The organism is Martelella mediterranea, assembly GCF_004342225.1.
Classification (GTDB): Bacteria; Pseudomonadota; Alphaproteobacteria; order Rhizobiales; family Rhizobiaceae; genus Martelella; species Martelella mediterranea_B.
The window spans coordinates 56,840-80,945 of the sequence record NZ_SMAR01000008.1 but is presented as its reverse complement, the minus strand read 5'-3'; the positions used below and the strand labels follow the sequence as shown (position 1 = coordinate 80,945).

The 24,106-nt window shown below is 54.5% G+C and carries 25 protein-coding genes; 13 read left to right on the top strand and 12 right to left on the bottom strand.

Features of this window, described 5'->3' with window-relative positions; translation table 11 throughout:
* Window positions 1-2 precede the first annotated feature (2 nt).
* The 3 genes from EDC90_RS07610 to EDC90_RS07600 form a co-directional block, all read right to left on the bottom strand.
* Entirely contained in the window at window positions 3-1,124 is a 1,122-nt protein-coding gene (locus EDC90_RS07610; RefSeq protein ID WP_432419996.1) for an amino acid ABC transporter permease, read from the bottom strand.
* 34 nt (window positions 1,125-1,158) lie between these two features.
* Window positions 1,159-2,352, bottom strand: a complete 1,194-nt coding sequence (locus tag EDC90_RS07605) for an amino acid ABC transporter permease (protein ID WP_132310155.1) — start codon at window positions 2,350-2,352, stop codon at window positions 1,159-1,161.
* A gap of 96 nt (window positions 2,353-2,448) precedes the next feature.
* Window positions 2,449-3,477, bottom strand: a complete 1,029-nt coding sequence (locus EDC90_RS07600) for an amino acid ABC transporter substrate-binding protein (RefSeq protein WP_132310153.1) — start codon at window positions 3,475-3,477, stop codon at window positions 2,449-2,451.
* Window positions 3,478-3,857: 380 nt separating this feature from the next.
* Between EDC90_RS07600 and EDC90_RS07595 the strand changes: the two genes are divergently transcribed.
* Window positions 3,858-5,045 (top strand): cystathionine beta-lyase, encoded by a 1,188-nt coding sequence (locus EDC90_RS07595; RefSeq protein WP_132310151.1) that lies wholly within the window; start codon window positions 3,858-3,860, stop codon window positions 5,043-5,045.
* A 121-nt stretch (window positions 5,046-5,166) separates the two neighbouring features.
* Here EDC90_RS07595 and EDC90_RS07590 read toward each other — a convergent pair whose 3' ends face one another.
* On the bottom strand, window positions 5,167-6,336 hold the full coding sequence (locus tag EDC90_RS07590) for an FAD-dependent monooxygenase (RefSeq protein ID WP_132310149.1): 1,170 nt from the start codon (window positions 6,334-6,336) through the stop codon (window positions 5,167-5,169).
* A 37-nt stretch (window positions 6,337-6,373) separates the two neighbouring features.
* On the bottom strand, window positions 6,374-6,619 hold the full coding sequence (locus EDC90_RS07585) for a zinc-finger domain-containing protein (RefSeq protein WP_132310147.1): 246 nt from the start codon (window positions 6,617-6,619) through the stop codon (window positions 6,374-6,376).
* Window positions 6,620-6,774: 155 nt separating this feature from the next.
* Here EDC90_RS07585 and EDC90_RS07580 point away from each other — a divergent pair, with 155 nt between their 5' ends.
* From EDC90_RS07580 to EDC90_RS07565, 4 genes are all read left to right on the top strand, one after another.
* Window positions 6,775-7,554, top strand: a complete 780-nt coding sequence (locus tag EDC90_RS07580) for an alpha/beta fold hydrolase (RefSeq protein ID WP_132310145.1) — start codon at window positions 6,775-6,777, stop codon at window positions 7,552-7,554.
* Window positions 7,555-7,667: 113 nt separating this feature from the next.
* Complete coding sequence (cysE, locus tag EDC90_RS07575) at window positions 7,668-8,495, top strand: serine O-acetyltransferase (RefSeq protein WP_132310143.1); 828 nt, start codon at window positions 7,668-7,670, stop codon at window positions 8,493-8,495.
* 119 nt (window positions 8,496-8,614) lie between these two features.
* Window positions 8,615-8,824: a DUF3126 family protein gene (locus EDC90_RS07570; RefSeq protein ID WP_132310141.1), complete on the top strand. Its 210-nt coding sequence runs from the start codon at window positions 8,615-8,617 to the stop codon at window positions 8,822-8,824.
* A 386-nt stretch (window positions 8,825-9,210) separates the two neighbouring features.
* Window positions 9,211-10,032, top strand: a complete 822-nt coding sequence (locus EDC90_RS07565; protein WP_132310139.1) for a sulfite exporter TauE/SafE family protein — start codon at window positions 9,211-9,213, stop codon at window positions 10,030-10,032.
* 7 nt (window positions 10,033-10,039) lie between these two features.
* Here the strand turns inward: EDC90_RS07565 and EDC90_RS07560 are convergent, their stop codons facing one another.
* Window positions 10,040-10,741, bottom strand: a complete 702-nt coding sequence (locus tag EDC90_RS07560) for a retropepsin-like aspartic protease family protein (RefSeq protein WP_132310137.1) — start codon at window positions 10,739-10,741, stop codon at window positions 10,040-10,042.
* Between the two features lie 50 nt (window positions 10,742-10,791).
* Window positions 10,792-11,571, bottom strand: coding sequence for an adenosylcobinamide-GDP ribazoletransferase (gene cobS, locus EDC90_RS07555; RefSeq protein ID WP_165972775.1), 780 nt, complete (start codon window positions 11,569-11,571; stop codon window positions 10,792-10,794).
* A gap of 139 nt (window positions 11,572-11,710) precedes the next feature.
* Here cobS and cobT point away from each other — a divergent pair, with 139 nt between their 5' ends.
* Both cobT and EDC90_RS07545 read left to right on the top strand, forming a co-directional pair.
* Window positions 11,711-12,730, top strand: a complete 1,020-nt coding sequence (gene cobT / locus EDC90_RS07550) for a nicotinate-nucleotide--dimethylbenzimidazole phosphoribosyltransferase (RefSeq protein ID WP_132310133.1) — start codon at window positions 11,711-11,713, stop codon at window positions 12,728-12,730.
* A gap of 134 nt (window positions 12,731-12,864) precedes the next feature.
* On the top strand, window positions 12,865-13,233 hold the full coding sequence (locus EDC90_RS07545) for a diacylglycerol kinase (protein WP_132310131.1): 369 nt from the start codon (window positions 12,865-12,867) through the stop codon (window positions 13,231-13,233).
* Window positions 13,234-13,431: 198 nt separating this feature from the next.
* Here EDC90_RS07545 and EDC90_RS07540 read toward each other — a convergent pair whose 3' ends face one another.
* Together EDC90_RS07540 and EDC90_RS07535 are read right to left on the bottom strand one after the other, a co-directional pair.
* Window positions 13,432-13,935, bottom strand: a complete 504-nt coding sequence (locus EDC90_RS07540; protein WP_132310129.1) for a GNAT family N-acetyltransferase — start codon at window positions 13,933-13,935, stop codon at window positions 13,432-13,434.
* A 56-nt stretch (window positions 13,936-13,991) separates the two neighbouring features.
* On the bottom strand, window positions 13,992-15,716 hold the full coding sequence (locus EDC90_RS07535; RefSeq protein ID WP_165972774.1) for a sensor histidine kinase: 1,725 nt from the start codon (window positions 15,714-15,716) through the stop codon (window positions 13,992-13,994).
* Window positions 15,717-15,860: 144 nt separating this feature from the next.
* On the opposite strand from EDC90_RS07535, the gene EDC90_RS07530 reads away from it, so the two are divergent.
* The 4 genes from EDC90_RS07530 (at window position 15,861) to thrS (ending at window position 20,136) form a co-directional block, all read left to right on the top strand.
* Window positions 15,861-16,514, top strand: a complete 654-nt coding sequence (locus tag EDC90_RS07530) for a uracil-DNA glycosylase family protein (protein ID WP_432419995.1) — start codon at window positions 15,861-15,863, stop codon at window positions 16,512-16,514.
* A 63-nt stretch (window positions 16,515-16,577) separates the two neighbouring features.
* A complete protein-coding gene (locus EDC90_RS07525; protein WP_132310125.1) occupies window positions 16,578-17,063 on the top strand; it encodes an Lrp/AsnC family transcriptional regulator in 486 nt (161 codons plus the stop codon).
* 97 nt (window positions 17,064-17,160) lie between these two features.
* Window positions 17,161-18,024, top strand: a complete 864-nt coding sequence (locus EDC90_RS07520; RefSeq protein ID WP_132310123.1) for a hypothetical protein — start codon at window positions 17,161-17,163, stop codon at window positions 18,022-18,024.
* A 132-nt stretch (window positions 18,025-18,156) separates the two neighbouring features.
* Window positions 18,157-20,136, top strand: coding sequence for a threonine--tRNA ligase (gene thrS, locus EDC90_RS07515; RefSeq protein ID WP_132310121.1), 1,980 nt, complete (start codon window positions 18,157-18,159; stop codon window positions 20,134-20,136).
* A gap of 45 nt (window positions 20,137-20,181) precedes the next feature.
* Here the strand turns inward: thrS and EDC90_RS07510 are convergent, their stop codons facing one another.
* Together EDC90_RS07510 and EDC90_RS07505 are read right to left on the bottom strand one after the other, a co-directional pair.
* A complete protein-coding gene (locus EDC90_RS07510; protein ID WP_165972773.1) occupies window positions 20,182-20,988 on the bottom strand; it encodes a glycosyltransferase family 25 protein in 807 nt (268 codons plus the stop codon).
* Window positions 20,989-21,020: 32 nt separating this feature from the next.
* The gene (locus EDC90_RS07505; RefSeq protein ID WP_132310117.1) at window positions 21,021-21,962 is read right to left on the bottom strand and encodes a hypothetical protein; all 942 of its coding nucleotides are present in this window, start codon (window positions 21,960-21,962) and stop codon (window positions 21,021-21,023) included.
* 208 nt (window positions 21,963-22,170) lie between these two features.
* Here EDC90_RS07505 and EDC90_RS07500 point away from each other — a divergent pair, with 208 nt between their 5' ends.
* Window positions 22,171-22,755, top strand: a complete 585-nt coding sequence (locus EDC90_RS07500; RefSeq protein WP_245510979.1) for a nitroreductase family protein — start codon at window positions 22,171-22,173, stop codon at window positions 22,753-22,755.
* A 3-nt stretch (window positions 22,756-22,758) separates the two neighbouring features.
* The gene (locus tag EDC90_RS07495; RefSeq protein ID WP_132310113.1) at window positions 22,759-23,358 is read left to right on the top strand and encodes a flavin reductase family protein; all 600 of its coding nucleotides are present in this window, start codon (window positions 22,759-22,761) and stop codon (window positions 23,356-23,358) included.
* 8 nt (window positions 23,359-23,366) lie between these two features.
* Here EDC90_RS07495 and EDC90_RS07490 read toward each other — a convergent pair whose 3' ends face one another.
* Window positions 23,367-24,059, bottom strand: a complete 693-nt coding sequence (locus EDC90_RS07490) for a hypothetical protein (protein ID WP_132310111.1) — start codon at window positions 24,057-24,059, stop codon at window positions 23,367-23,369.
* Between the last annotated feature and the right edge of the window lie 47 nt (window positions 24,060-24,106).

Sequence of the window (24,106 nt, the reverse complement as noted above, 5' to 3'; positions counted from 1 at the left end):
ATCTAGTTCCGGTGCCCGGTGTCGAGGTGGCGTTCCATGAAGCTGGAATAGCGCGACATCGCAAAGCAAAAGATGAAGAAGACGAAACCGGCGAAGATCAGGCCGGTGATCGGCGTGACCGGTGAAGCCCAGGTTGAGTCGGTGAAGTTGAATTTGATGATGCCGAGCAGATCGAACATGCCGATGATCGATACCAGCGACGTATCCTTGAAGATCGAGATGAACAGATTCACGATCGCCGGAATCACAAGCTTGATCGCCTGCGGAAGAATGATCAGCCGCATGGTCGGCCAGTATTTGAGCCCCAGAGACGCCGCACCCTCAAACTGTCCTTTCGGCATCGCCTGAAGCCCGCCGCGAATAACCTCGGCCATGTAGGCGGAGATAAACAGCGACACACCAACGATGGCACGCAGGAATTTATTGATGGTCATGCCTTCCGGCAGGAAGAGCGGCAGCATCACACTGGCCATGAAAAGGATCGTGATCAGCGGCACACCACGCACAACTTCGATGAAGATGATGCTGAGTGTTCTGATGACCGGCATTTTTGACCGGCGGCCCAGAGCCAGAATGATCCCCAGTGGCAGTGATACAGCAATGGCAAAGTAAGACAGGATCAGAGTGACCATCAGGCCGCCCCAGTCCGAGGTGTCGACAATCGGCAGGCCGAAAACACCGCCATAAAGCAGGAAGAATGAAACAACCGGCAATGCCAGAAAAAGCAGGAAGGCGTTCCATCCCTTATAAGGCATTTTCGGCATCAGCATGGGGATGAGCAGAATGGTGAACAGGGCGCCCACGAGTAACGGACGCCAGAACTCTGCGTCCGGATACCGGCCGAAAATGATCTGATCGAATTTGGCATTGACGAAGGCCCAGCAAGCACCACTCCAGCCATCGGGCTGGATGCCACCTTGCGCAACAGTGGCACAGACGGAACGGTCCGGACCGGACCAGGATGCATTGATGAACAGCCATTCGACGACAGGCGGGACCGCCCAGACCAGAAAAATGATGGCAATGATTGAAAGAAGCGCATCCTTCGGGGTTGCAAACAGGTTGGCCCGAAGCCAGCGGGCAACACCGCCATCTTTCTGAGGCGCAGGCTGTTGTGCCTGCATTTCCTTGCGGACATATGCGAGATCATGCACCATCTTATCTCTCCACCAAGGCCATTTTGGCATTGAACCAGTTCATGAAGATTGAGGTCAGAATGCTGAGTGTGAGATAGATGATCATCCAGATTGTCACCACTTCCACGGCCTGTCCTGTCTGGTTTAGAACCGTTTTTCCGACTGCGACGATATCCGCATAGCCGATGGCAACCGCCAGTGATGAGTTCTTTGTCAAACTGAGATATTCACTCGTCATCGGCGGAATGATGATGCGCATAGCCTGCGGCACGACCACCAGACGTGTGACCTTGCGCGGGTGTAAGCCAAGCGCATTTGCAGCCTCTGTCTGTCCCTTGGCGACGCCGAGGATGCCGCCGCGGATGATTTCTGCCATGAACGCAGCGGTATAAAGTGAAAGTGCCAGATAAAGCGACATGAACTCAGGGCCGAGAACCGCGCCGCCCTGCAGGTTGAAACGTCCTTTCACCGGGATGTCGAAGGTAACCGGGCCACCTGCAATAAAGTAGGCGATCACCGGAAGGACGATAAAGAGTGCAAGGCTGGCCGAGAAAGTCGGGAATTGCTGCCCCGTTTCCATCTGCCGCCGTTTGGCCCAGATATTCAACGCGACGATAAGGCCAATCGCGATCAAAACGGCAATGCCGATGATCCATGAGCCCGGACCGAAAACCGGAGCCGGGAAAGCCAGACCGCGATTATTCAGAAACATATCCACCGGCAATGTCAGAGAGTCGCGCGCCGAAGGCAAAAGGGCCAGAACGCCGGTATAGAAGAAGAAGATAACGAGAAGCGGTGGAATGTTGCGAAAAACTTCGACATAAACCTGGCTGAGTTTTGCAATCAGCCAGTTGGAGGAAAGACGCCCGACGCCGATGATGAAGCCGACAATTGTCGCCGTGATGATACCGGCCAGCGAAACAATGATGGTGTTGACGATGCCAATCCACAGTGCCCGGCCATAGCTCATATCATTGTTGTATGAGACGGGTGTCTGCGCAATATCGAAACCGGCGCGATTGTCGAGAAAACCAAAACCGGAGGCAATGCCGGCATTGTGCAGGTTTCTGATCGTGTTGTCGGTGACCCACCAGACAAAGCCAACGACCAAAATGACCGTTACGAGCTGGTAGACGAAACCTCTGACAGCAGGATTGTACAGTAGGGCGGTGGCCCGCGTTTCCCGAAAGGGAGCGTTGCTTGACGATTCAGCCATTTTTTCCCCGGTTGCCCGTGTTGGGCTATTTTTATTGAAAGCACAGGGCAGAAAACTGCCCCGTGCAAATTCCGAGATAATATGAAGCTATGAAGCTTAGCGGATCGGCGGGCCGTACTGCAGACCACCATTGGTCCAAAGCGCGTTCAGACCACGTTCAATCTTGAGCGGGCTACCCTGGCCGACATCCTTGTCAAAGACTTCGCCGTAATTGCCGACAGTCTTGATGATATTATAGGCCCATTTTTCGTCGAGACCGAGGTCGGCACCCATCTTGCCATCCGGCTCGGTGCCGAGAAGGCGCATGATGCCCGGATTGTCGGAGGTTTCTGCGATTTCATCGACGTTTTCTGACGTGATGCCGAACTCTTCAGCGTTGAGCATGGCAAAGTGCGTCCAGGTGACAACGTCACCCCACTGGTCATCACCCTGGCGCCAGGCCGGACCAAGCGGTTCTTTCGAGATGATTTCCGGCAGAATCATATAGTTGTCCGGGTCGGTAAGCGTCAGACGGATGGCATAAAGCCCCGACTGGTCCGTTGTATAAACATCGCAACGGCCCTGATTGAAGGCGTTGTTAACGTCTTCCAGCGCTTCAAAAACGACCGGATTATATTCCATGCCGTTGGACTTGAAGTAGTCCGCGAGGTTTAGTTCCGTTGTTGTGCCGGACTGAACGCAGACGGCCGCCCCGGAAAGTTCTTTCGCCGATGATACGCCGAGATCCTTCGGAACCATGAAGCCCTGACCGTCATAATAGTTGACGGTACGGAAATCGAGGCCGAGTGAAGTGTCGCGCGAAAGCGTCCATGTCGTATTACGCGTCAGAACGTCGACTTCGCCGGACTGCAACGCCGGAAACCGGTCGGTCGCGGTCAGAGCAACGAATTTGGCTTTGGATGGATCGCCGAAGATGGCCGCAGCGATAGCACGGCAGTAATCAACGTCCAGTCCGGACCAGTTCCCCTCACTGTCGGGCGCGGAAAAGCCCTGAAGGCCCGTGCTCACGCCGCATGTGACGAATCCCTTCTCCTTGACGTCGTCGAGCGTCGCGGCCGATGCGGCGTGTGCCCCAAAGCCGAAGACTGCTGCGCCGATAGCGGCTGACAGAAGCGTCTTTTTCATTTTCCCAACCTTTGTTTTATCATTGAAAAGTAAAGCAGCCATTCCCCAAGACTAGTCGCAATCTGGAAGGGGTGTCGGCTGCTGCCCGGCAAACCCCTCGGTGCGAGCTCCGGTATCTCATGCGTAATTTTCCAGATGGTCAAGACTTGGTTTCAAAAATCGAACCGAATTGTTTGAAAACGTCTACTTTCGTATAATTTTTAGGCAGTGTTTTAAAAGTTAATCATAAAAATGACTGCGAATCTGGCACGAATTTCTGACGAAAAGTAATATCTTTTCATCGGTGTACCGCTTCGTACGCTCGCTTGACTTGACCGATCCGTCATGACGATTCAAAACACTGTTCTCTGACGTCTTCTTCAACAGTGTGAATTGATCTCATGTCCCAGAAAAATGATGCGGCATCCAAGGCCGGAAACAATACCAGGCTCGCTCATGGCGGCCATGACCCGCAATCCTTTCACGGCTTTGTAAATCCACCTGTTGTTCATGCCTCCACGGTTCTGTTCCCTGACGTGGAAACAGCCGTTTCCGGTAAGGCGAAATACACCTACGGCACCCACGGAACGCCGACGACGGATGCGGTTTGCCAAGCTTTCAATGAACTTGAAAACGCGGCTGGAACGCTTCTCTATCCTTCTGGTCTGGCCTCAATCACGATGCCATGGCTTGCTGTCCTGTCACCGGGTGATCATATCCTGATTACCGATTCGGCCTATGATCCGGCCCGCCGTTTTGCCGATCAGTACCTGAAGCGCATGGGCATTGAGGTTGAGTATTATCACCCTGATACCGGCGCTGAGATCGAAAAGCTTTTTCGTCCGAACACCCGTTTGCTGCACACGGAAGCGCCTGGCTCTCACACATTTGAGATGCAGGATATTCCGCTGCTTGCCGATATCGCGCATTCGAAGAACGCTATTGTTTCGATGGATAACACCTGGGCCACACCGCTCTATTTCAGGCCTCTCGATTTTGGCGTTGACCTGTCGCTGAATGCGGCAACGAAGTATCCGTCCGGCCACTCCGATATTCTGATGGGTACCGCCTCGGCCAACGAGCGTTATTTCGAGCAGCTCTACGATAACTATACCTGGATGGGGTTATGCGCCGCGCCGGACGATGCCTATCAGATTTTGCGCGGCCTCAGAACCATGGGTGTCCGGCTGGCGCATCATTATCAAAGTGCTCTTGAAGTGGCGCACTGGCTGGAGCAGCAGCCGGAGGTTTCACGCGTTCTCCATCCCGCACTTGAAAGCTTCCCCGGTCATGCGATCTGGAAACGGGATTTTGCCGGTGCCAGCGGTTTGTTCTCCATCGTTCTGAAAGCGGCAGAGGGGGAGTTTCGTGCCAAGCAACACGCCTTTATCGACGCACTTGAGATATTTGGTATTGGTTACTCATGGGGTGGTTATGAATCGCTGGCTGTTCCGTCCAGTCTGGCAAGCCGAACGGTCTGCAAAGGTCCTGACGATGGCCCGGTTATCCGGCTGCACATCGGGCTTGAAAATGTCGAAGACCTGATCGGTGATCTGGAAAAGGGGCTGGCCGCTGTCCGCAAGAGCTGAATACCAGCTTCGCTTTCCTGCATCAAAGCGCTGAAAACAGAGCCTTTTCAACGGCTCGGTTGTCAGCGCTTTTAACCAGTGTTTCGCGGTGCCTCCAGGCGGACGCACAGGTTCTTAACTCTCAGATTTTGTCGACTCCATAGGGCTGATAGCCATAAAGCCAGTCGAAATCAGCGGCCAGTGACGCCGGTGAACGGAAAGCCAGAACAAGATCACGGGCAAGCCGTGTCGGCCCTGAAGCATGATAGGCGAAACGGTTGAAATTCGTTCTCTTCTTCAGCTTTTCCAGCCTCGGTTTGCGGTGGGCAACAAAGGCATGGAACGCTTCGGTCACTTCTCTTTCTTTGAGGAAGGCAGAAAGTTCAAACGCGTCTTCAATCGCCATGGCTGCGCCCTGGGCAGAAAATGGCATCATCGCGTGAACGGCATCGCCGATGACGATCGTGTCGCGTTCATTATGCCAGTTTCCATCACCGACTTCATAAAGTGGCCAGAAGGTTGGTGTCGCGCGGGAGAAGAGTGATTTCAGTGCGGGATTCCAGTCGCTGAAATGCTGATTCAGCGCAGATTTCCAGCTGCTGTCCACTTCGGTGTGCCAGGCTTCACCAGCGCTGGCGCCAGCGGCAATGGCGACCAGATTGAACCCGCCGACATCGCGTAAAGGATAGGCGACAAGGTGCGCCTTTCTTCCCATAAAAGCCGTGACTGTGTCACGGTCGAGAATGCCGGGTGCATCTTCCGATGACAACACAAAGCGCCATGCAATATTGCCCGAGAAATGCGCTGTCGGCGCATCTGAGATCTGGCGGCGGCTGTGAGACCACACACCATCCGCGCAGATGATGACATCCGGGGTTTTGTCTGCAATTGCGGACACAGATTCCATGTCCGCGCGGTCAATGCGCGCACCGAGTTTCAGTTTGCAGCGCGGCTCATTCAAGACCGTATTCTTGAGAGCGGCCTGCAGGGTGGAGCGATGCAATACGCCGTAAGGCGCATGCCAGCGCGACCGTGAATCGCCAACCGGCACGTAAGCGATCTGCCTGAGACTGCGACCAGAAGCAAGCGCAACGCGCTCAGGCTCACGCCACTGCGGCACAAGCCGCTCCAGAGCGCCGATTTTGTCCAGGCAACGCGCCGCATTTGGCGAAATCTGCAGGCCAGCACCGACTTCTGCCAGATGGTCGGCCTGTTCGAAAATTTCACTCGAGATGCCATGACGTGCGAGCGATAAGGCAGCTGTAAGGCCGGCAATACCGGCCCCGATAATTGCTGCATGCCCGGCTTTCATTGACCTGTCCTCCCCCGCAGTTTCAGACTTTTACCGATCAGGCGGCAATGACACGATAAGCGCAGCCGGGCGGGTTCGTTTCTTCGCCCTTTAATGCCGGGTTGTACCGGTAGAGCGTGGAACAGTAGGAACAGACCGCCTCGTTTTCGTCTCCCATATCAATGAAGATATGTGGATGATCGAAAGGCGCAGATGCGCCAACGCACATGAATTCCTTCACACCAACTTCGATAACGCGGTGTCCTTCATCATTTTTGAAATGGGGGATCGCATGGCCAGCCATATTGGTCTCCGATTGCTTGAGCTTTTGGTCGCGACACTATAACTCTTCGGCGCAAATGTGTAGTGCCTGTGGAGCATTGATCAGACTTTTGCATTGGTGCCAAAAGTCGCAGTGACAATGGGCCTTTCCTATCTCGTGAACGCGGAGCGCCACTGATGAACCTGAACCTCCCCGAGTTTCATTTTTTTGAAAACAGCGAGCTGCGGCTCGCCTATTTCGACGAGGGAGGCCGTGATGCACCGCCGATTCTTCTGATTCATGGCTTCGCATCAACTGCAAGTGTCAACTGGGTGCATCCGGGGTGGCTGAAAACCCTGACGGATGCCGGTTATCGGGTTATTGCCATTGATAACCGCGGTCACGGGCATAGCGACAAGCCGCATGACCCTGAAGCTTATTATCCGTCGCTTATGGCTGGTGATGCCTCCGCGCTTCTCAATCATCTGGAACTCGAACATGCGCACATTATGGGCTACTCGATGGGGGCGCGGATCGCCGCGTTTCTGGCTCTTGAGCATGCTGATCAGGTACGTTCGCTGATTTTCGGTGGCCTTGGCATCGGCATGTGCGATGGAGTTGGGGACTGGGACCCGATTGCCGAAGCGTTGCGCGCGCCTTCTCTCGATGTCGTCACCCACGAGAAGGGGCGGATGTTCAGGACATTTGCCGATCAGACGAAAAGTGACCGCATCGCACTTGCTGCATGCATAGAGACGTCACGGCAAAATGTTTCGCGAGACGATATCGGTAAAATCTCGGCTCCGGCGCTCATTGGAGTGGGGACGAAAGATGATCTGGCCGGTTCACCCCAGACCCTTGCAGGTCTGATGCAGAATGCGATTGCTCTGGATATTCCCGGCCGCGACCACATGCTTGCTGTCGGCGACAAGGTTTTCAAAAAGGCTGCACTGGAATTTCTGGAACGCGAAAGCTGAAAGATATTCTCAGCGCTGTAAGCAAAATGTGCAGTGCTGATGGATTTGTAATCTTGCGTTGATGATCTATATTCGCCGGACATTGTTATCTGCCGGAAACACAGGAGGCCATGATGGCCGCACGACCGGAAAAGACCAGCCGCGACCAGAATCTGAAATCCATTGACCCGATTTGGGCCAGTCTGAGGGCCGAAGCCGAACAGGCTTTGGAAAAGGATCCGATTCTGGCGGCGTTCCTGTATTCGACGATACTCAATCACAAGTCGCTTGAAGACTGTGTGATCTATCGGATCTGTGAACGTCTGGATCATCCAGATGTTCAGGCGATTCTTCTCAGACAGACATTTGATGAGATGTGTGCGGACTGGCCGGAGTGGGGCGATATCCTGCGTGTTGATATTCAGGCTGTTTATGACCGCGATCCCGCCTGCACACGTTTCATGGAGCCGGTGCTTTACTTCAAAGGCTTTCACGCTATCCAGACGCACCGCCTGGCGCACTGGTTGTGGAATACCGGGCGAGAGGATTTCGCGCTTTATCTGCAAAGCCGCTCATCAAGCGTTTTTCAGACTGATATCAACCCCGCAGCGCGGATGGGCAAGGGCATTTTTCTCGATCATGCAACCGGCGTGGTGATTGGTATGACGGCCACAGTCGGTGACGATGTGTCTATCCTGCAGGGGGTAACACTTGGCGGCACGGGCAAGGAAACCGGTGACCGGCATCCGAAGATTGGCCATAGTGTGTTGATCGGGGCAGGGGCGAAAGTCCTTGGAAATATCGAAATTGGTCACTGCTCTCGCATTGCTGCTGGGTCAGTCGTTTTGAAACCTGTTCCGGAAAACAGCACAGTGGCGGGCGTGCCTGCCAAGGTGATCGGGACGGCCGGTTGTTCCGACCCTGCGCGTTCGATGGATCAGCTGATCATTTCGGAAAACTGACCAAAGCAGCGACGTGTCGCATAAGGAAGACTGCGGAGGAAAATCGTCCGCAGGGTTTGCATCGCCGTTTGTTGCATGGCACAAGCGCACCAACCGACAGACCAAACGGAGTTTCCACCTTGAAGCCTGATGAAATCAAAAAGCTCGACGCCTATTTCAAGCGCATGTTCGGTCCTGCATTTGCGGTCAGGGCGCGCCCGCGTAAAGATGATTCCTGCGAAGTTTATCGTGAAGATGAGTTCGTTGGCGTTGTCTATCTCGACGACGAGGATGGCGATCGCTCCTTCAACTTCTCGATGGCAATTCTGGATGTCGATCTCGACGGTTGAAGCCTTCTTTGGGATCGGAAAAATATTCCGAACAGCGCCGGAGGACAGATATGTCTTCCGGCGTTTTGCGTTTGCGGGACAGAGCGCTTTGGGGGAAGAAAAAAGCCGACCCGGAAAGGGTCGGCTAAAAACTTGGCTTTAAATATCAAAAGGTCAATAAAAGTCTTTGAACAAGAACCTCGATAATAGTGTGGGCAATAGCAAAAGCTGATCTGAAATCTCAACAGAAGACCGATGCCCGGAAGGGTGCCGGCTTCTGAGCTTGCCCAAGAATTCAGATAAGCTAAAAAGATCACGCTTTGATGACAAACCGGGCTTGCGTTTCTCGTGAATTCCCATTTTGTATGAGCGTCACGCATCTATCCTTCATTTGAGAGGTCCACTCCATGCCGCCCATCACCGAGGTTCTGCAGCTTGTTGTTCTTTTGATTCTGGCAGGTGGTGTGGCTGGATTTCTGGCCGGACTTTTTGGTATTGGCGGCGGCGCTGTTCTTGTCCCCGTCTTTTATCAGGCCTTCGCGCTGGCTGGTGTCGATGAAGCCGTTCGCATGCAGCTTTGTGTTGGTACGTCGCTTGCGATCATCGTTCCAACATCTCTGAGGTCGTTTCAGGCGCATTATAGGCGCGGTGCTGTGGATATGAGTGTGCTGCGCCGGTGGGTGGTCGCTGTGCCTTTGGGGGCCGTGTTGTCGACCTTTGTTATCGCTTATGCGCCCGCAGATGTTCTGAAAGGCGCATTTGCAGTCATCACGCTGCTGATTGGGCTGAAGATGCTTTATCGCAAGTCTTCGCAATGGCGTCTTGGCAATGATCTTCCTAAGAACCCGGCGCTGTTCGGCTGTGGTACACTGATCGGGCTTTTGTCTGGCCTGATCGGTATTGGCGGCGGCACGCTCAACAACACATTCATGACGCTTTACAACAGACCGATGCACCAGGCCGTTGCGACCTCATCGGGGGTCGGAATCCTGATTGCACTGCCGACCATTGTTGGCAACATCTGGGGGGGCTGGGGGCGTGCGGGCCTGCCTCCGCTTTCAACCGGGTTCATCAACTGGGCCGCCGTGCTTCTGATTATTCCGATCACAATGCTTGTCGCCCCCCTCGGTGCAAAGGCAGCTCACGCGCTCACAAACCGCCAGCTGAGTGTACTTTTCGGGTTGTTCCTGCTGACAATTTCTGCACGCTTCTTCTATGCACTGATGTAATCGATTGTCAGTCCGTAAGGCGCAGTTCATCCGCCCGCATATCGACGGATGAAAGGGTGGACAGGAAACTCATCCCCAGCAGGCTTTCGGAAAGCCGGCCCTGGCTTGCCACCATTGCCGGGACGTTGCGGCGGGTAATGCCGCCGATTGTCACTTCATCCAGTTTCACCGGCGCGGCCATCGCTGTGCCGTTCGCAGTTTGAACCATCACGGTATAGCTCAGCGAACTGGCTGCTATTCCGGCTTTTTCCGCATCCCGTTCAGTGAGGGTAATGCGGCTTGCGCCTGTGTCGACCATCATGGGAAGTTCCGTTCCGTTGACGCGGGCTGAAACCTGAAAATGTCCGTCGCGACGCTTGCCAATGACCACCTGCTGCCGACCGTCGGACGCGGTGGTGGTTACGGCCATGCCAGGCACAAGACCACCCATCAGCCGTGTGCCGATATCCTGAAAATCGTGTCGGAAGATATAGCCCATTGCCACAACCAGAAGGATAGCGATCCAGATCAGGAGGTTTCTGACCATTTCCCCCATATCCCGCCGGCTTTGCAGGAAACCGGCTGAAACGAGCAGCAGGATCGGCACCAGCCAAAGCCCTTCAGCAAAATCGTCGCTGTTCATCCCAAGCGTCGTGCCGTCATTGCCAGTGACCATCAGCATGATTGTGCCAATCGCGACAACAGCCGTCAGAATCCAGAAAAGGCGCACAGGCGGATCTCCTTTGTGTCCCGTCTAAAGCCTTGCTGGAATATCGGGCTTCAGAGGAAAATGGCAAGGGTTGCAAGAAAGACGCACTCGCCGATTTGTGCTGTGGCGCCCAGCGTGTCTCCGGTATGGCCGCCAATGCGCCGATTCGCGAAACGCGAGAACATAAACGCTGCGACGCCGGAAGCCAGAACGGCAAGGCTGACCGCCGGAATGGAATTGGTCAGGACAGCAAGAAGCGCGAGCAGCAAGAAAGGGGCGAAGAGGCCTGAAAGCAGTGTGCTAAGAACGGGCTGGCCGAGTGCTGCGGCCGCGCCGTCTTTTTTTGCTGGCGGAATGAATGACCAGTGCGCGAGCATCAGCGCACGTCCGGCCGAAGCACCACAGATCAGCGCACCGACAGCAAAGCCTGTGCCCGACGACCCCGCCAGATGGCTAAGAGCGATGAGGCGAAGTCCGACCGAGAAAACGAGTGCCAGCACACCATAAGTGCCGATGCGACTGTCTTTCATGATCGCAAGTACATTTTCTTTGGACTTGCCACCAAACAGACCATCCGCGCAATCGGCCAGACCGTCCTCGTGCAAAGCGCCCGTGACGAGAACGTAGAGGCAAAGTGCCAGAAATACGGAGAGTGCGGTGCTGCCGCCAATCGTTGAAATGAGCAGAAGAAGAGCGGCAGAAGGCAGAACGGCGAGAACTGCTGCCAGCGGGAAGGCCCATGAAGCATCAGAGCCAGAATGTTCCTGATAAAACAGGCGTTCGGGAACCGGAAGCCGCGTCAGAAACGCCGTCGCCTCGGCAAGGTCTGAAATGAGGCCTCTTTTTTTCAAGTGGTTCTTTCCCGTTTGTCGGATTGATTTTTCCGGCTTTATGTTGAGAACCGGCTTATTGCAATTTATGAAACCTATCAAATTCATTTCCGGCGGAAGACTGCGTCGTCCGCCATGCCCGCATTGAGGATTTCCAGCCATGACTGCAAACGGCCAGCCTTTTGACGATTTTCGCGCTTTGCTTGAGGCCCTTCCGGGGGCTGATACATCGGCACTCTCCGCTGCACGGAAGCGAAATGGACTGCTTACCAAGCCGGAGGGTTCACTTGGCCGGCTTGAGGAGATCGCGATGTGGCTGGCTGCGTGGAGTGGCCGCACACCGGCTGTAAACAGGCCAATGGTTGCTGTTTTTGCCGGCAATCATGGTATCGCAGCCAAAGGTGTTTCGCCCTATCCGGCGACGGTCACACAACAGATGGTGGAGAATTTCGCGGCAGGCGGAGCGGCGATCAACCAGATCTGTGCGAATGTCGATCTCAGCCTGAAGATCTTTGACCTCGCACTTGATTATCCGACAGGCGATATCACGACGGAGGCGGCGCTCTCTGAGCGGGACTGTGCGGCAACCATGGCCTATGGCATGGAATCAGTGGCTGGTGGTGTCGATCTGCTTTGTCTCGGCGAAATGGGCATTGGGAACACCACGATTGCAGCCGCAATATGCTATGGCCTTTATGGTGGTTCAGCGGCTGACTGGGTCGGTCCGGGAACCGGCGCCGAAGGTGATATGCTGGAGCGCAAGATTGCTGTTGTCGAAGAGGCGGTCGCCTTTCACAAGGACCATCTCTCAGACCCGCTGGAGTTGCTGCGCCGGCTTGGCGGGCGCGAATTCGCTGCCATTGCCGGAGCCATCATTGCCGCGCGCATGCAAAAGGTGCCGGTGCTGCTCGACGGATACGTCGTGACCGCGGCGGCTGCGGTCTTGAAAGCGGCCAACCCTTCAGCGCTCGATCACTGCCTGATTGGACACGTCTCGGCAGAACCCGGACATCTCAAACTGATCCAGAAACTTGGAAAGACACCACTGCTGGCACTTGGTATGCGGCTGGGTGAGGGGACAGGAGCAGCACTGGCCGCAAGTCTCGTTAAATCTGCAGCGGCCTGCCACACAGGCATGGCGACGTTTGAGGAGGCTGGGGTTACGAACCGCAGTTCCTAAAGTAAAATCAGAACGCTATCATGTCTTAGAAGTGTCACGCATAAATGGCAGATTGCACCGGATTTGCGCCGCCTCTGGCGGCGCTTCTGTATCTGGAATGACAAATCCTGTCTGGATAGCGAAGAGGTAGACCCATGACGAACGGTCCCGTCAAAAAGGAAAAAGGCGTTCGTCATCTGATCGCTGCCAGCCGGTATTCTTTTCAGGGATTTGTGCGCTTGCTCAGAGAAGAGGCATTCCGACACGAATTGCTTGGGTTCGTGATTGGCGTGATCGTGTTTTTTCTGGCTGGCGCGACTGCGACACAGTTCATGGTCTTCATCATTCTGATGTTCGCACTTTTTGCAGCTGAAGCGCTGAACACGGCGGTCGAAGAACTGGTCGACCGTGTCTCGCCGGAGCGTTCGGTCGAAGGCAAGCACGCCAAGGATCTCGGGTCTTTTGCGACATTCTGCCTGATCTGCTGCAATTTTATTTATGCAATTGCCGTCGTTTTTTTCTAGTGGAATGAATTTGACATTTGAATCCCGCCTGCCGTCAGTGATCGTTTCAAATGTCAAATTCAAAAATTCCACTAGAAACATAAACTTGGCTAGCGGTTCTTTTGATTTCGGCATTTGGATAAGCGCGTGCGGAAAGGGAACCAAATGCCGGAATCGAACCACCAGGGTTCAGCCAGCTCGCCCTTCCATGCCTGTGCATTAAGGCCGTATGTGGCGGTAAACCAGATCTTCCGGTGCCGGGCGATCTGCAGCATCATCGCGCATAGCGCCAAGGCGCTCTGCGAGCCGGATTGAGCGCTGATTGTCAGGATCAATGTAGCTTACAAGTGTTTTCAGTCCAAACGTGTTGAATGCCCAGTCGCGCATTGCCGCTGCGGCTTCACCAGCATAGCCTTTGCCTTCAGCGTGCGGATAGACGAGCCAGCCAAGCTCATGTTCGGGAAACAGAGGTCCGGCATTAATGGCGACCTGACCAAGACAATCGCTTTTGTCTTTCAGATGGAACATCAATGCGCCGTGACCGAACAATTCCCATTGTGCAACATCGTGGCAGAACATCCCCCAGGCTCCGGAAACAGAATGCGGTCCGTTCATGAAACAGGCACGTTCAGACTGCATGAGCGCGCAATAATCCGGCCAGTCCGCCATCGCGACCGGTCTTAGGTGGAGCCTTTCCGTTTCGATTTCTGGGTAAGTCGTCATTCGTTTTCGTCAATCTCTGCTAACTTGGAGGCGACTGGTAAGTATCGCCCGATGCTTTAAGCCGCATTCGCCGCTTCACGAGCGCGTTCTCGAGCTTCAGTGTCGAGTGCGGCGACAATTTCCGCTTCAATCAGTGCATCCAGTGCGAGCGCATCAGTGCTGTCGTCATTGGCACCTGAATGGTGCCATTGGCTGGCTTGGCTCACAAGGCTTTCAGTCGCGGTATCGGGTGTGGCCTCCAGAGAAAGGTCGGACGCCTCAATTTCCAGACTATCGGCTTCAAATGGCAAAGTTTCTGCGGGGCGTACCGGCATTTTCAGGCCGGTTTTACTGTCCTCAAGCATGTCAGCCGGACAGGGAGCAACGCGCTTCATCGGAAAGCTGACGACAGCCAGTGTGCCTTTGCCGGGTTCAGATTCAAGCATCAGCTCGGCCTCATGTGCCAGGGCAAGCTGGTGAACGATGGAAAGACCGAGGCCAACGCCTTCGGTTTGATGCGCATCGGTGCCGCGCTGAAATGCAATCGTGGCATTTTCCAGCGTGTCATGATCCATGCCGCTGCCATAGTCACGAACACAAAGCAGCTGCCCGCCGTTTTCCGTCCAGCCTGAGCCAATGACGATTTCAGTATTGTCCGGCGAGAACTTGATGGCGTTTGAAAGCAGATTGACGAGGATTTGTTTCAGGGCGCGCTCATCGGCAAGCAGCGGTGCCATGTTGTGATCGTGCTCGTGAAATATCCTGATCGAGTGCCGCTCGGCTTCCGGGCGCACCATGGCAATTGAGGCTTCCACGATATCGGCGAGGTAGATCGTCTGTTCGTGGAGTGAATAGCCGCCAGCCTCCAGCCGTGACAGATCCAGAACGCCATCTATCATATCGAGCAAATGGCGCCCGGATCTGTGAATATCATCAACGTAACTGGCGTAATGGGCATTGCCGACCGGCCCCATCATTTCGTCTTTCATGACCTCGGAAAAGCCGATAATCGCGTTGAGCGGTGTGCGAAGGTCATGCGACATTGCCGCCAGAAATGCCGCCTTCGAGCGGTTGGCGGTACGCGCGGCACCTGCCGCCGTTTCCGTCTGCTTGATGCTGAAAGCCAGTGCCTGATTGACAGCGTCTTTCTCGCGTTCTGCTTCGTGAAGCGCTCTGGCATTTTCATGCAGCTTTGACTGTATGAATGCAATGAAAACCACCACCAGAGCCAGAATGGTCGCAAAGGCGACATCTGCCGGGCGTTTTTCTAGAAATGCGGCGATGCTGAACGTCAGGATCGATGGTGCAAACACATGCCATGTCGCATGGCGTATCAGGGCTGCACTGAGCGTAAGCGAGGTCAGGGAAACCAGAACCATCGCGCCTTTGAAAAAGGGGAAGGCAACTGCCGAGCAACTGTCACACGGAAACCATGCCAGAAGTGCCCAGCCACCTGATACCAGCCAGAGTGCTGCAGTGATCTGGATGGACCATTTTTCAAGCGAAACTGTTTTTCCTTCGAGATTTCTGGCTTTTCTGCAGATGCCGTAACCTGCAACTGCCAGCGCAAGTGCTATGACTGCCCAGGCAACGATCATGGTGGCGGGGTGCCCGAGATAGAAGAGCCCGCCGGTCGCGATTGCGATCAGGGCCATAGTCACAACGATATTGTTTTCCACGCTCAGAAGCTGATCTCTAAGTGCGTTCGGGTCATTCGTAGCAACGCTCTCTCCGGCCGCCTCGTGAAGATGCGCCGGTTTCAGTGTTAAGAACCGATGTGTCGCGTGTGTAAGACCCGTCATTGCTTTGAACCGTTGCAGCATGGCTTCCCCGTCTTTCCATGCTTTCCACCTTAAGAACGAATTGTTAAGAAATGCTTCCCGTCAACACTTTGTTAGCCTTGTTTTTTAAGCTGGCGGTAACAGGTTTAAAACCGGATCGCCCTTATGCTTCCTGCAGGAGACGATTTGCGCATCAAAATGAACACCGAAGAGCTGGCCTGCAGAATCAAAGCGTGCCGGATATGTCGCGACAACCCTTCCGGTGGTTCGGAAAAGCGCTTGCCGCATGAGCCCCGACCGGTTGCGACGCTTTCTTCCTCCGCCAAAATCCTGATTGCAGGGCAGGCGCCCGGACTGCGTGTGCACGAAAGTGGCTTGCCTTTTAACGACCGTTCCGGCGATCGGCTTCGTGACTGGCTCGGTGTTGACCGTGACGCGTTTTATGATCCGGACCGCTTTGCAATCCTGCCAATGGGGTTCTGCTTTCCGGGGTATAATGACAAGGGGCATGATTTGCCGCCACGCAAAGAATGCGCTCCAGCATGGCGCATGGAAGCTATGTCAGCCATGCCACAGCTGCGTCTGGTGATTGCGATCGGACAATATGCACAAAAATGGCACCTTGGTGCCGGGTGCGAGAAAACCCTGACGGAAACTGTTCGGCAATGGCGCAGATTCTATTTCACCAATCAGGAACGGCGGGTTTTGCCTCTGCCGCACCCGAGCTGGCGCAACACTGCCTGGCTGAAGAAGCATCCATGGTTCGAAGATGAAGTGCTACCCGTTTTGAAAACGGCTGTCCGTGAACTGGCTGACTGAAGACAGACTTCCAATCCGTTCAGAATCTGCTATGAAAAGAATAAATTTTCATGGAGAGGTTAAATGGATCGTCTGGACAGAAAAATTTTGCGCCTTTTGCAGTCCGACACAACGCTTGCGGTGGCCGATATCGGAAAGAAGGTTGGGCTTTCGACGACCCCTTGCTGGCGCCGGATCCAGAAGATGGAGGAAGAGGGTGTCATCAAAGGCCGCGTGGCGCTCCTCGATCCTGAAAAGGTGAATGCAAACGTCACCGTGTTCGTCGCCATCCGAACCAATACGCACTCGGTGGAATGGCTGCGCCGGTTCTCAGAGGTTATCGCCGGTTTCCCGGAGGTTCTTGAATTTTACCGGATGAGCGGTGACGTCGATTACCTTCTCCGCGTCGTCGTTCCTGACATTGGGGCATATGACGCTTTCTACAAAAAGCTCATCGAGAAGATTGAGATCCGGGATGTGTCATCATCGTTTGCGATGGAGCAGATCAAGTTTTCGACAGAACTGCCGCTTGACTATATGAAGCTGGAAAGCGGAAAAAACGGTGACTGATTGGTTCGCACTCAATCCTGAAGCCTGAAATTCTGATTGCTAGGAACAGACGCATGAAAGTCGTGTGGCAGGCCGGTTCAGTAAAAGGCTCCGTGAAATGAAGCAGCAAGTGCAGGGGGAAGGTGCCGCGCACGGCGATGAGAAGGGTCCGCTGGGCTTCATCACATTCCGCAGTTACCATCATCAGGGCCATCACATCATCTGGCGTGCCCGCGATCACAGGAAAGGCCTCAGGCCGCGTGACCGCCTGATTGCAGCCGATGAAACACCAATCTGGCAAAGCTATGGCTACAACTGGGTTATGGGGCTGATCTTTGCCACAGGCTCGTTCCTTTTTATGCTGGGCAGCGTTATGGCGCTGATGCCAGAGCATATAATGAAGATCTCGGCGCTGACGGCGAACATCACCTTTTTTGCCGGATCTATCCCGTTTACCACGGCAGGCTTTCTGCAGAACTTCCAGGCGGCCAATGCCAAAGTCTTTTCATTGGAAGACGCGTCGAGTGGTGCTCGCATACGGCCAGCTTTGCTGGGATGGCAGCCCGGCAGTCTTGGCTGGCTGAGTGCGATCACCCAGTTCGTTGGCACGATTGCGTTTAATTTCAATACGTTTGATGCGATCAAGGCACCGGCTGGCTGGGTGGCTCAGGATGTTGTGATCTGGCTTCCGGGCATGATTGGTTCGGTGCTGTTTCTGGTTTCTGCTTATTTTGCGGTGATGGAAACATGCCACGCGCATTTTGCCTTCAAGCCAAAAGAAATCGCGTGGTGGATCGTAATGGTGAATTTCGTTGGGTGTATCTTCTTTATGGTCGCCTCCACGCTGGCCTACGTTCCACACGGTCAAGAAGCTGACTGGATTGTTCCGCTCTCCAACGCCAACCTTTGGGCTGGTGCTTTTTGCTTCTTTGTCGCAGCGGTGCTTTCCATGCGAGAGGCGCGACTGGCCATGTCCGAATGAACCCTTCAAGGTTGCGGGTTTACGGACTGCCAAAATTTCTCTATTCAGCGACTTCGCTTAGTTCGCCTTTCTTTATGAAAGGCAATGACGTCCACCCGCATTCGTTGGCGGGACTGGCTTAAGGAGTGACATATGTCTGACCAGATTTCCCTTACTTTTCCTGATGGCTCAAAGCGCGAATACGAAGCTGGCACCACCGGCCACGACGTTGCTGAGTCTATTTCCAAGTCGCTGGCCAAGAAAGCCGTCGCGATAGCGCTTGATGGCGAGCTGCGCGACCTTGCCGATCCGGTTGCCGACGGTCGTATTGAGATCGTAACGCGCACGGATGACCGTGCTCTGGAACTGATCCGCCACGATGCAGCGCATGTGATGGCTGAAGCTGTGCAGGAGCTGTGGCCTGGCACACAGGTAACCATTGGCCCCGTTATCGAAAACGGCTTCTATTATGACTTTGCCCGTGAGGTTCCTTTCACGCCTGACGATCTGCCCAAGATCGAAAAGAAAATGAAGGAAATCATCAAGCGCAACGCTCCCTTCACCAAGGAAGTCTGGTCGCGTGACAAAGCCAAGCAGGTTTTCGCGGAGAAAGGGGAGGCCTACAAGGTCGAGCTCATCGACGCAATTCCCGCTGATCAGGATGTGAAAATCTATCACCAGGGTGACTGGTTCGATCTTTGCCGTGGTCCGCATATGACGTCGACCGGGCAAATCGGCGAAGCGTTCAAGCTGATGAAAGTCGCCGGTGCATATTGGCGCGGTGACAGCAATAATCCGATGCTGACCCGTATTTACGGAACCGCGTGGGCCGACAAGAAGCAGCTTGATGCCTACCTGAATTTTCTTGAAGAGGCTGAAAAGCGTGATCATCGCCGTCTTGGGCGTGAGATGGACCTCTTCCATTTTCAGGAAGAGGGACCGGGAACGGTTTTCTGGCACTCCAAGGGGTGGCGTATGTTCCAGTCACTGACCGCCTACATGCGTCGCCGCCTGGAAGGTGACTATGAGGAGGTGAATGCCCCGCAGGTTCTTGATACGGCACTCTGGAAGACCTCTGGTCACTGGGAATGGTATCGCGAAAACATGTTCGCCGTTTCCTGTGCAGATGAGGAGGCTGAGGATAAACGCGTTTTTGCGCTGAAGCCGATGAACTGCCCGGGGCATGTTCAGCTCTTCAAGCACGGGCTTAAGTCTTACCGTGAACTGCCTATCCGGTATGCCGAATTCGGTGTTGTTCATCGCTATGAGCCTTCCGGTGCTATGCATGGTCTGATGCGTGTGCGTGGCTTTACTCAGGATGATGCACATGTGTTCTGCACCGAAGAGCAGCTCGCCGAGGAATGCCTGAAGATCAACGATCTCATTTTGTCGGTTTACGAGGATTTCGGATTCGGCGAGATCGTTGTGAAGCTGTCGACCCGCCCGGAAAAGCGCGTTGGATCCGACGAAAGCTGGGATCATGCCGAAGCCATCATGACCGAGGTTCTGAAGACGATCGAGGAACAGTCGGGTGGCCGCATCAAAACCGGGATTTTGCCGGGTGAGGGCGCATTTTATGGTCCGAAATTCGAGTATACCCTGAAAGATGCCATCGGCCGTGAGTGGCAGTGCGGCACCACGCAAGTGGACTTCAATCTGCCGGAACGTTTCGGTGCATTCTATATTGATGCTGCATCAGAAAAACGCCAGCCGGTGATGGTGCATCGTGCAATTTGCGGATCGCTTGAGCGTTTTCTTGGCATCCTGATTGAAAACCATGCCGGTCACATGCCGCTCTGGTTTGCGCCGCTTCAGGTCGTTGTTGCAACAATCACGACGGAAGCTGACGACTATGGTCGCAAGGTCGCCAAAAAACTTCGGGCGGCTGGTCTTTCCGTGGAAACTGACTTCCGCAATGAGAAGATCAACTACAAGGTCCGCGAACACTCGGTCGGCAAGGTTCCGGTTATTCTGGTGTGCGGCATGCGTGAGGCGGAAGAAGAAACCGTCAATATACGCCGTCTCGGTTCGCGCGATCAGGTTTCGATGTCGCTGAATGATGCCTTGGCAATGCTTGTAGATGAAGCAACGCCGCCCGACAGGAAGCGCTTGCTTGCTGAAGCCGCTGAGTAACGGTGAGAATGAAAAAAAAGGCCGGGGCCCAGTGCTCCGGCTTTTTTATTCGAAGCAGATGACCCTTTTAACGGTGCGCTTGAGAACTCTTTCTGCAACCATCCTGAAAGCGCGCAGGCGGTCCTTCATTCTGTTCTTTGCGATCTGCCACGGCGAGCATCCGTAAGACTTGTCGGCGCATTCCGTCTGATTTCCGATGTCTGATGTGAGTTTCTGGTACAGGTTTTCGGGTATACCCCTCAGATTGTCCTGCCCGACAATTGCAGGATCGAGCTGGAAAACCCGAATTGCAGGTTTTAAGGGAAGGCGGGGGTCAAAGAGCAGAGCATCGACGCCGAATGAGAGCTTGCCGCTATTGGTGAGCAGACACTTTGCGCCTTCGCGCGAAACAATATAGCCAGCAGCGCCATAGTGTCTTCCGGCGAGCCTGAAAAGCTGTCTCGTTTCAAGCGGATGCGATTCATTTTTGTAGAGCCTGATCGGTGTGCCCCAGGTATCGAGCTTTATGACATGGGCCTTTTCGGGGAAACAGTCTTTCGCTGTTTCAAGCAACTCCGCGATCCCTCTGCCCAGATGAACGTCATCTTCGAAAATCGCGGCAAAGGGCTCTGCAGTTTGCAGGAACTTTGACCAGGCCAGCTTGTGACTGAGATGGCAACCGATATGTGCGCGGTTCAGCTTATAGCAAAGTCCGTCCGGATAAGCCCGATGAAGCCGGATATCATCATCTGACAGCGTTTGACCGTCTACAGCTTCCACGCGCTCGAAGCTTAATCCTGCCTGTGAGAATTCACCACTGATATAGCGAAGACGATCAGTGCGGCGTGCAAGGTTTATAACATAAGCTTTCACCGCAATGTCCCGGTTGCAAATTACAGATTGTATCAATCTGTAATTTCATCGTCCATTGTGGCTTTGTCAAGGTTCAGAATTAACTCGACATTCTGTGCAGGGCCGGGACTGACGGTGAATGACTTTTCGTACACATCCTGCTGATTACGCGCGATAGCGGTATAATTCCCTTCCGCCAGGATCATGGACGGAGATGCGATTTTGCTTTCCAGAAGCATATCGCCGGAAGCGCCCAGAACCGTCCACGCCGTATCGGCGATCGCTTCGTTCCCGCTTTTCGAAACCAGTTTAAGCGTTACGACTGCAGCTTTCTGTTTCAGTGTCGCCTCGATCACCTTGCCTGCTCTGACATTCAGGCGGGCCTGGGTTTCAGCATTTAAGCTGCCGTAGGTGGAAACAATGTCATACGTTCCGGCACGCAGGCGAACGATTGTGTCCGGTTTTATGTCGTCGAGCACCAGATTGCGGTTTTCGCCTTCACCGCTGTAAATCGCAAAGCGCAATTTTTCTGGGTCCGTCGGGCGGTCGTCTCCAAGAGTAGCCTGCAATACGAGGCCACCGGCATTCAGGTCGAAAGACAGTTCTTCCGTCTCCCCCGCATTTTTCAGTGAAACCTTGCGCGTGGTTGAGGCATACCCGAATGTGCAATTGATGAAATAGGTGCCTGCCGGCAGGGTCATTGTCTGCGAACCGCCTTCAGCCGAGGCAACCAGAGAGAGCTGACCATCGGCATCCGGAATAGTTTCAAAGACCCGCCAGACGAGGCCATCTTCAATCGGCGCTCCGTCCTCACTGAGTGCGGCCTGAAGGGAGACCGAAACACTTTCCCTTTTTGCTCCTCCCATTTGCGCGAAGGGTGATGTGGTCTGCGCCGTGGCTGATGTCAGCTGCACAAATGCCAGCAGAACAGACGCCAGAAACAATGTTGATGTTGTTCTCAGAAAGACGCGGATAGGTGAAGGGTGAGGGTACATGCTGTTCGCCGGTTGACTTGCCTGTCGGAAGCGTTCACTTCAGAAGACATCATTCTGACCGTCTTAATGGCGGCTGTCATGATGCCATTTGTTCGTTGCCTGCTCCAACAAAAACTCGTCGAAGAAGCGGCGTTTTGCCTGTGTACTGACCTGAATTTCGTGGCATTTTCAAGGGTGCGGGCCGTAAATTGCGTGAATGAGGTTTGTCTTGAACTCCAAAAATCCCGAACTGATCTCTTTTCTGAAAAGCCGTCGCTCGACACCCGTCCTTCAACTTGATGAGCCGGCGCCGGTTCGTGAACAGGTTGAAGAGATGCTGACAATCGCGTCGCGTGTGCCGGATCATGGTAAACTGGCCCCATGGCGCTTTATTGTTTATGCGGGAGAAGAACGCGCAAAGGCTGGCGACGCACTTGCACAAATCGTCATGTCCGATGATCCTCAGGCGTCAGATGAACGGCTTGCGCTTGAACGTGGCCGCTTCACACGTGCACCACTCGTGATCGGGGTTATCAGCCGGGCTGCTGTCCATCCCAAGATCCCGGAATGGGAACAGATCATGTCTGCTGGTGCTGCGTGCCATAATCTGCTTTTGGCAGCGAACGCTTTTGGCTACGGTGCAAACTGGCTTTCCGAGTGGTATGCATTCGATAATCGTGCCTGGCCAGCGCTTGGCGTAAAAGAAACAGAGAAGGTTGCAGGTTTCGTGCATATCGGCACGCGCACCGAGGCTCCGTTTGAACGTGTTCGCCCTGCGCTGGAAGATGTTGTGACCTGGCGCGGAGCATTTTAAGCCATGTTTTATGAAACCGGTGAAAATCGCCACGGCCTGCCGCATGATCCATTCAAAGCCATTGTATCGCCGCGACCGATCGGCTGGATCGGATCGCGCAGCGCGGACGGACACGATAATCTCGGACCATACTCTTTCTTCAACGCTGTGGCGGACCAGCCAAAAGTCGTAATGTTTTCGTCAAGCGGCATCAAAGACAGTGTACGCAATATCGCGGAAACCGGCGTTTTCACGGTCAGTCTGGCAAGTCGGGATCTTGCAGAGCAGATGAATATCTCATCCGCTCCGCTGGCTGCCGAGGTCAGTGAGTTTGATGCCGCGGGGCTGACCGCGGTAAACAGCAGACTGGTTAATGCGCCGTTTGTCGGTGAGGCATATGCGGCGCTGGAATGCCGGATGACAACGATTATGGATCCTCCGACGCTGGACGATGCAGCTTCCCCCAACAAGCTCGTTTTCGGCCAGGTTGTGGCCATTCATATTCGTGACGAAGCGCTGAAAGACGGGATTCTGGATATGCAGAAAGTGCGTCCTCTGGCCCGCATGGGGTACATGGATTATTGCGATGGCGGGGAGCCGTTCATGATGAAGCGTCCCGCATAGAGTGCTGATCAGGCGTTTCCGAACGCCTGTTTGATCATTCCAATATGTGCGGGGTGCGCTGCAAGTTTTCCGGCAAAACCGGAACGCGCGGCGCGCTCGCAATCACTTTCATAAAGGCTTGCTTCGACAGTGCTGCCGGTGAAATCGATGGCCGGTATGCCAAGGCGCCGCGCCGCGAGCATCGTAGCCACAGCGCCGTAGCGCATACTGTCGCTGGCTTTGTCGTCACCGTTACGCTGGCCATCCAGCGTGAAGGCATCATAGCCAAGCGCGATCAACCGCTCCAGGCGATGACTAAACTGACCGGCATTCAGAAGTCCGCCAGCGTTATCTCCGATCATCGCGATCAGTGCGATGGACCCTTCGTCGAGTCCGTTTCGTGCTTCGACGACGCGCAACAATGTTTCTGCCATCTGAATGCGCGCTGCATGTTCTACGCCGCGCAGAATGATGCCATCCGGTGCAGCGCTGGCCGCAGCCGTGAAGGCCGAGACATTGTAGGCTTCGGAAATCGGGTCACAGATCAGGAAAACGGGCAGGGCAGGCAGAAGCGTACGAAGCGTCGAAACGCGTTCTGAGAGGTTTTGGCACCCTGTCACAGGCAGACAGAGACAGTCCGGCTTCGTATCATCCGGGGCAAGAGGCGGCTGGTCATCAAATGGTGTGTCCAGCATCCAGACTTTCATACGGCGAATGTCCATGCCTGCCCTCCTTAGTTGCCGGTTCCGCCATGAGGTGCCCTGGTAAC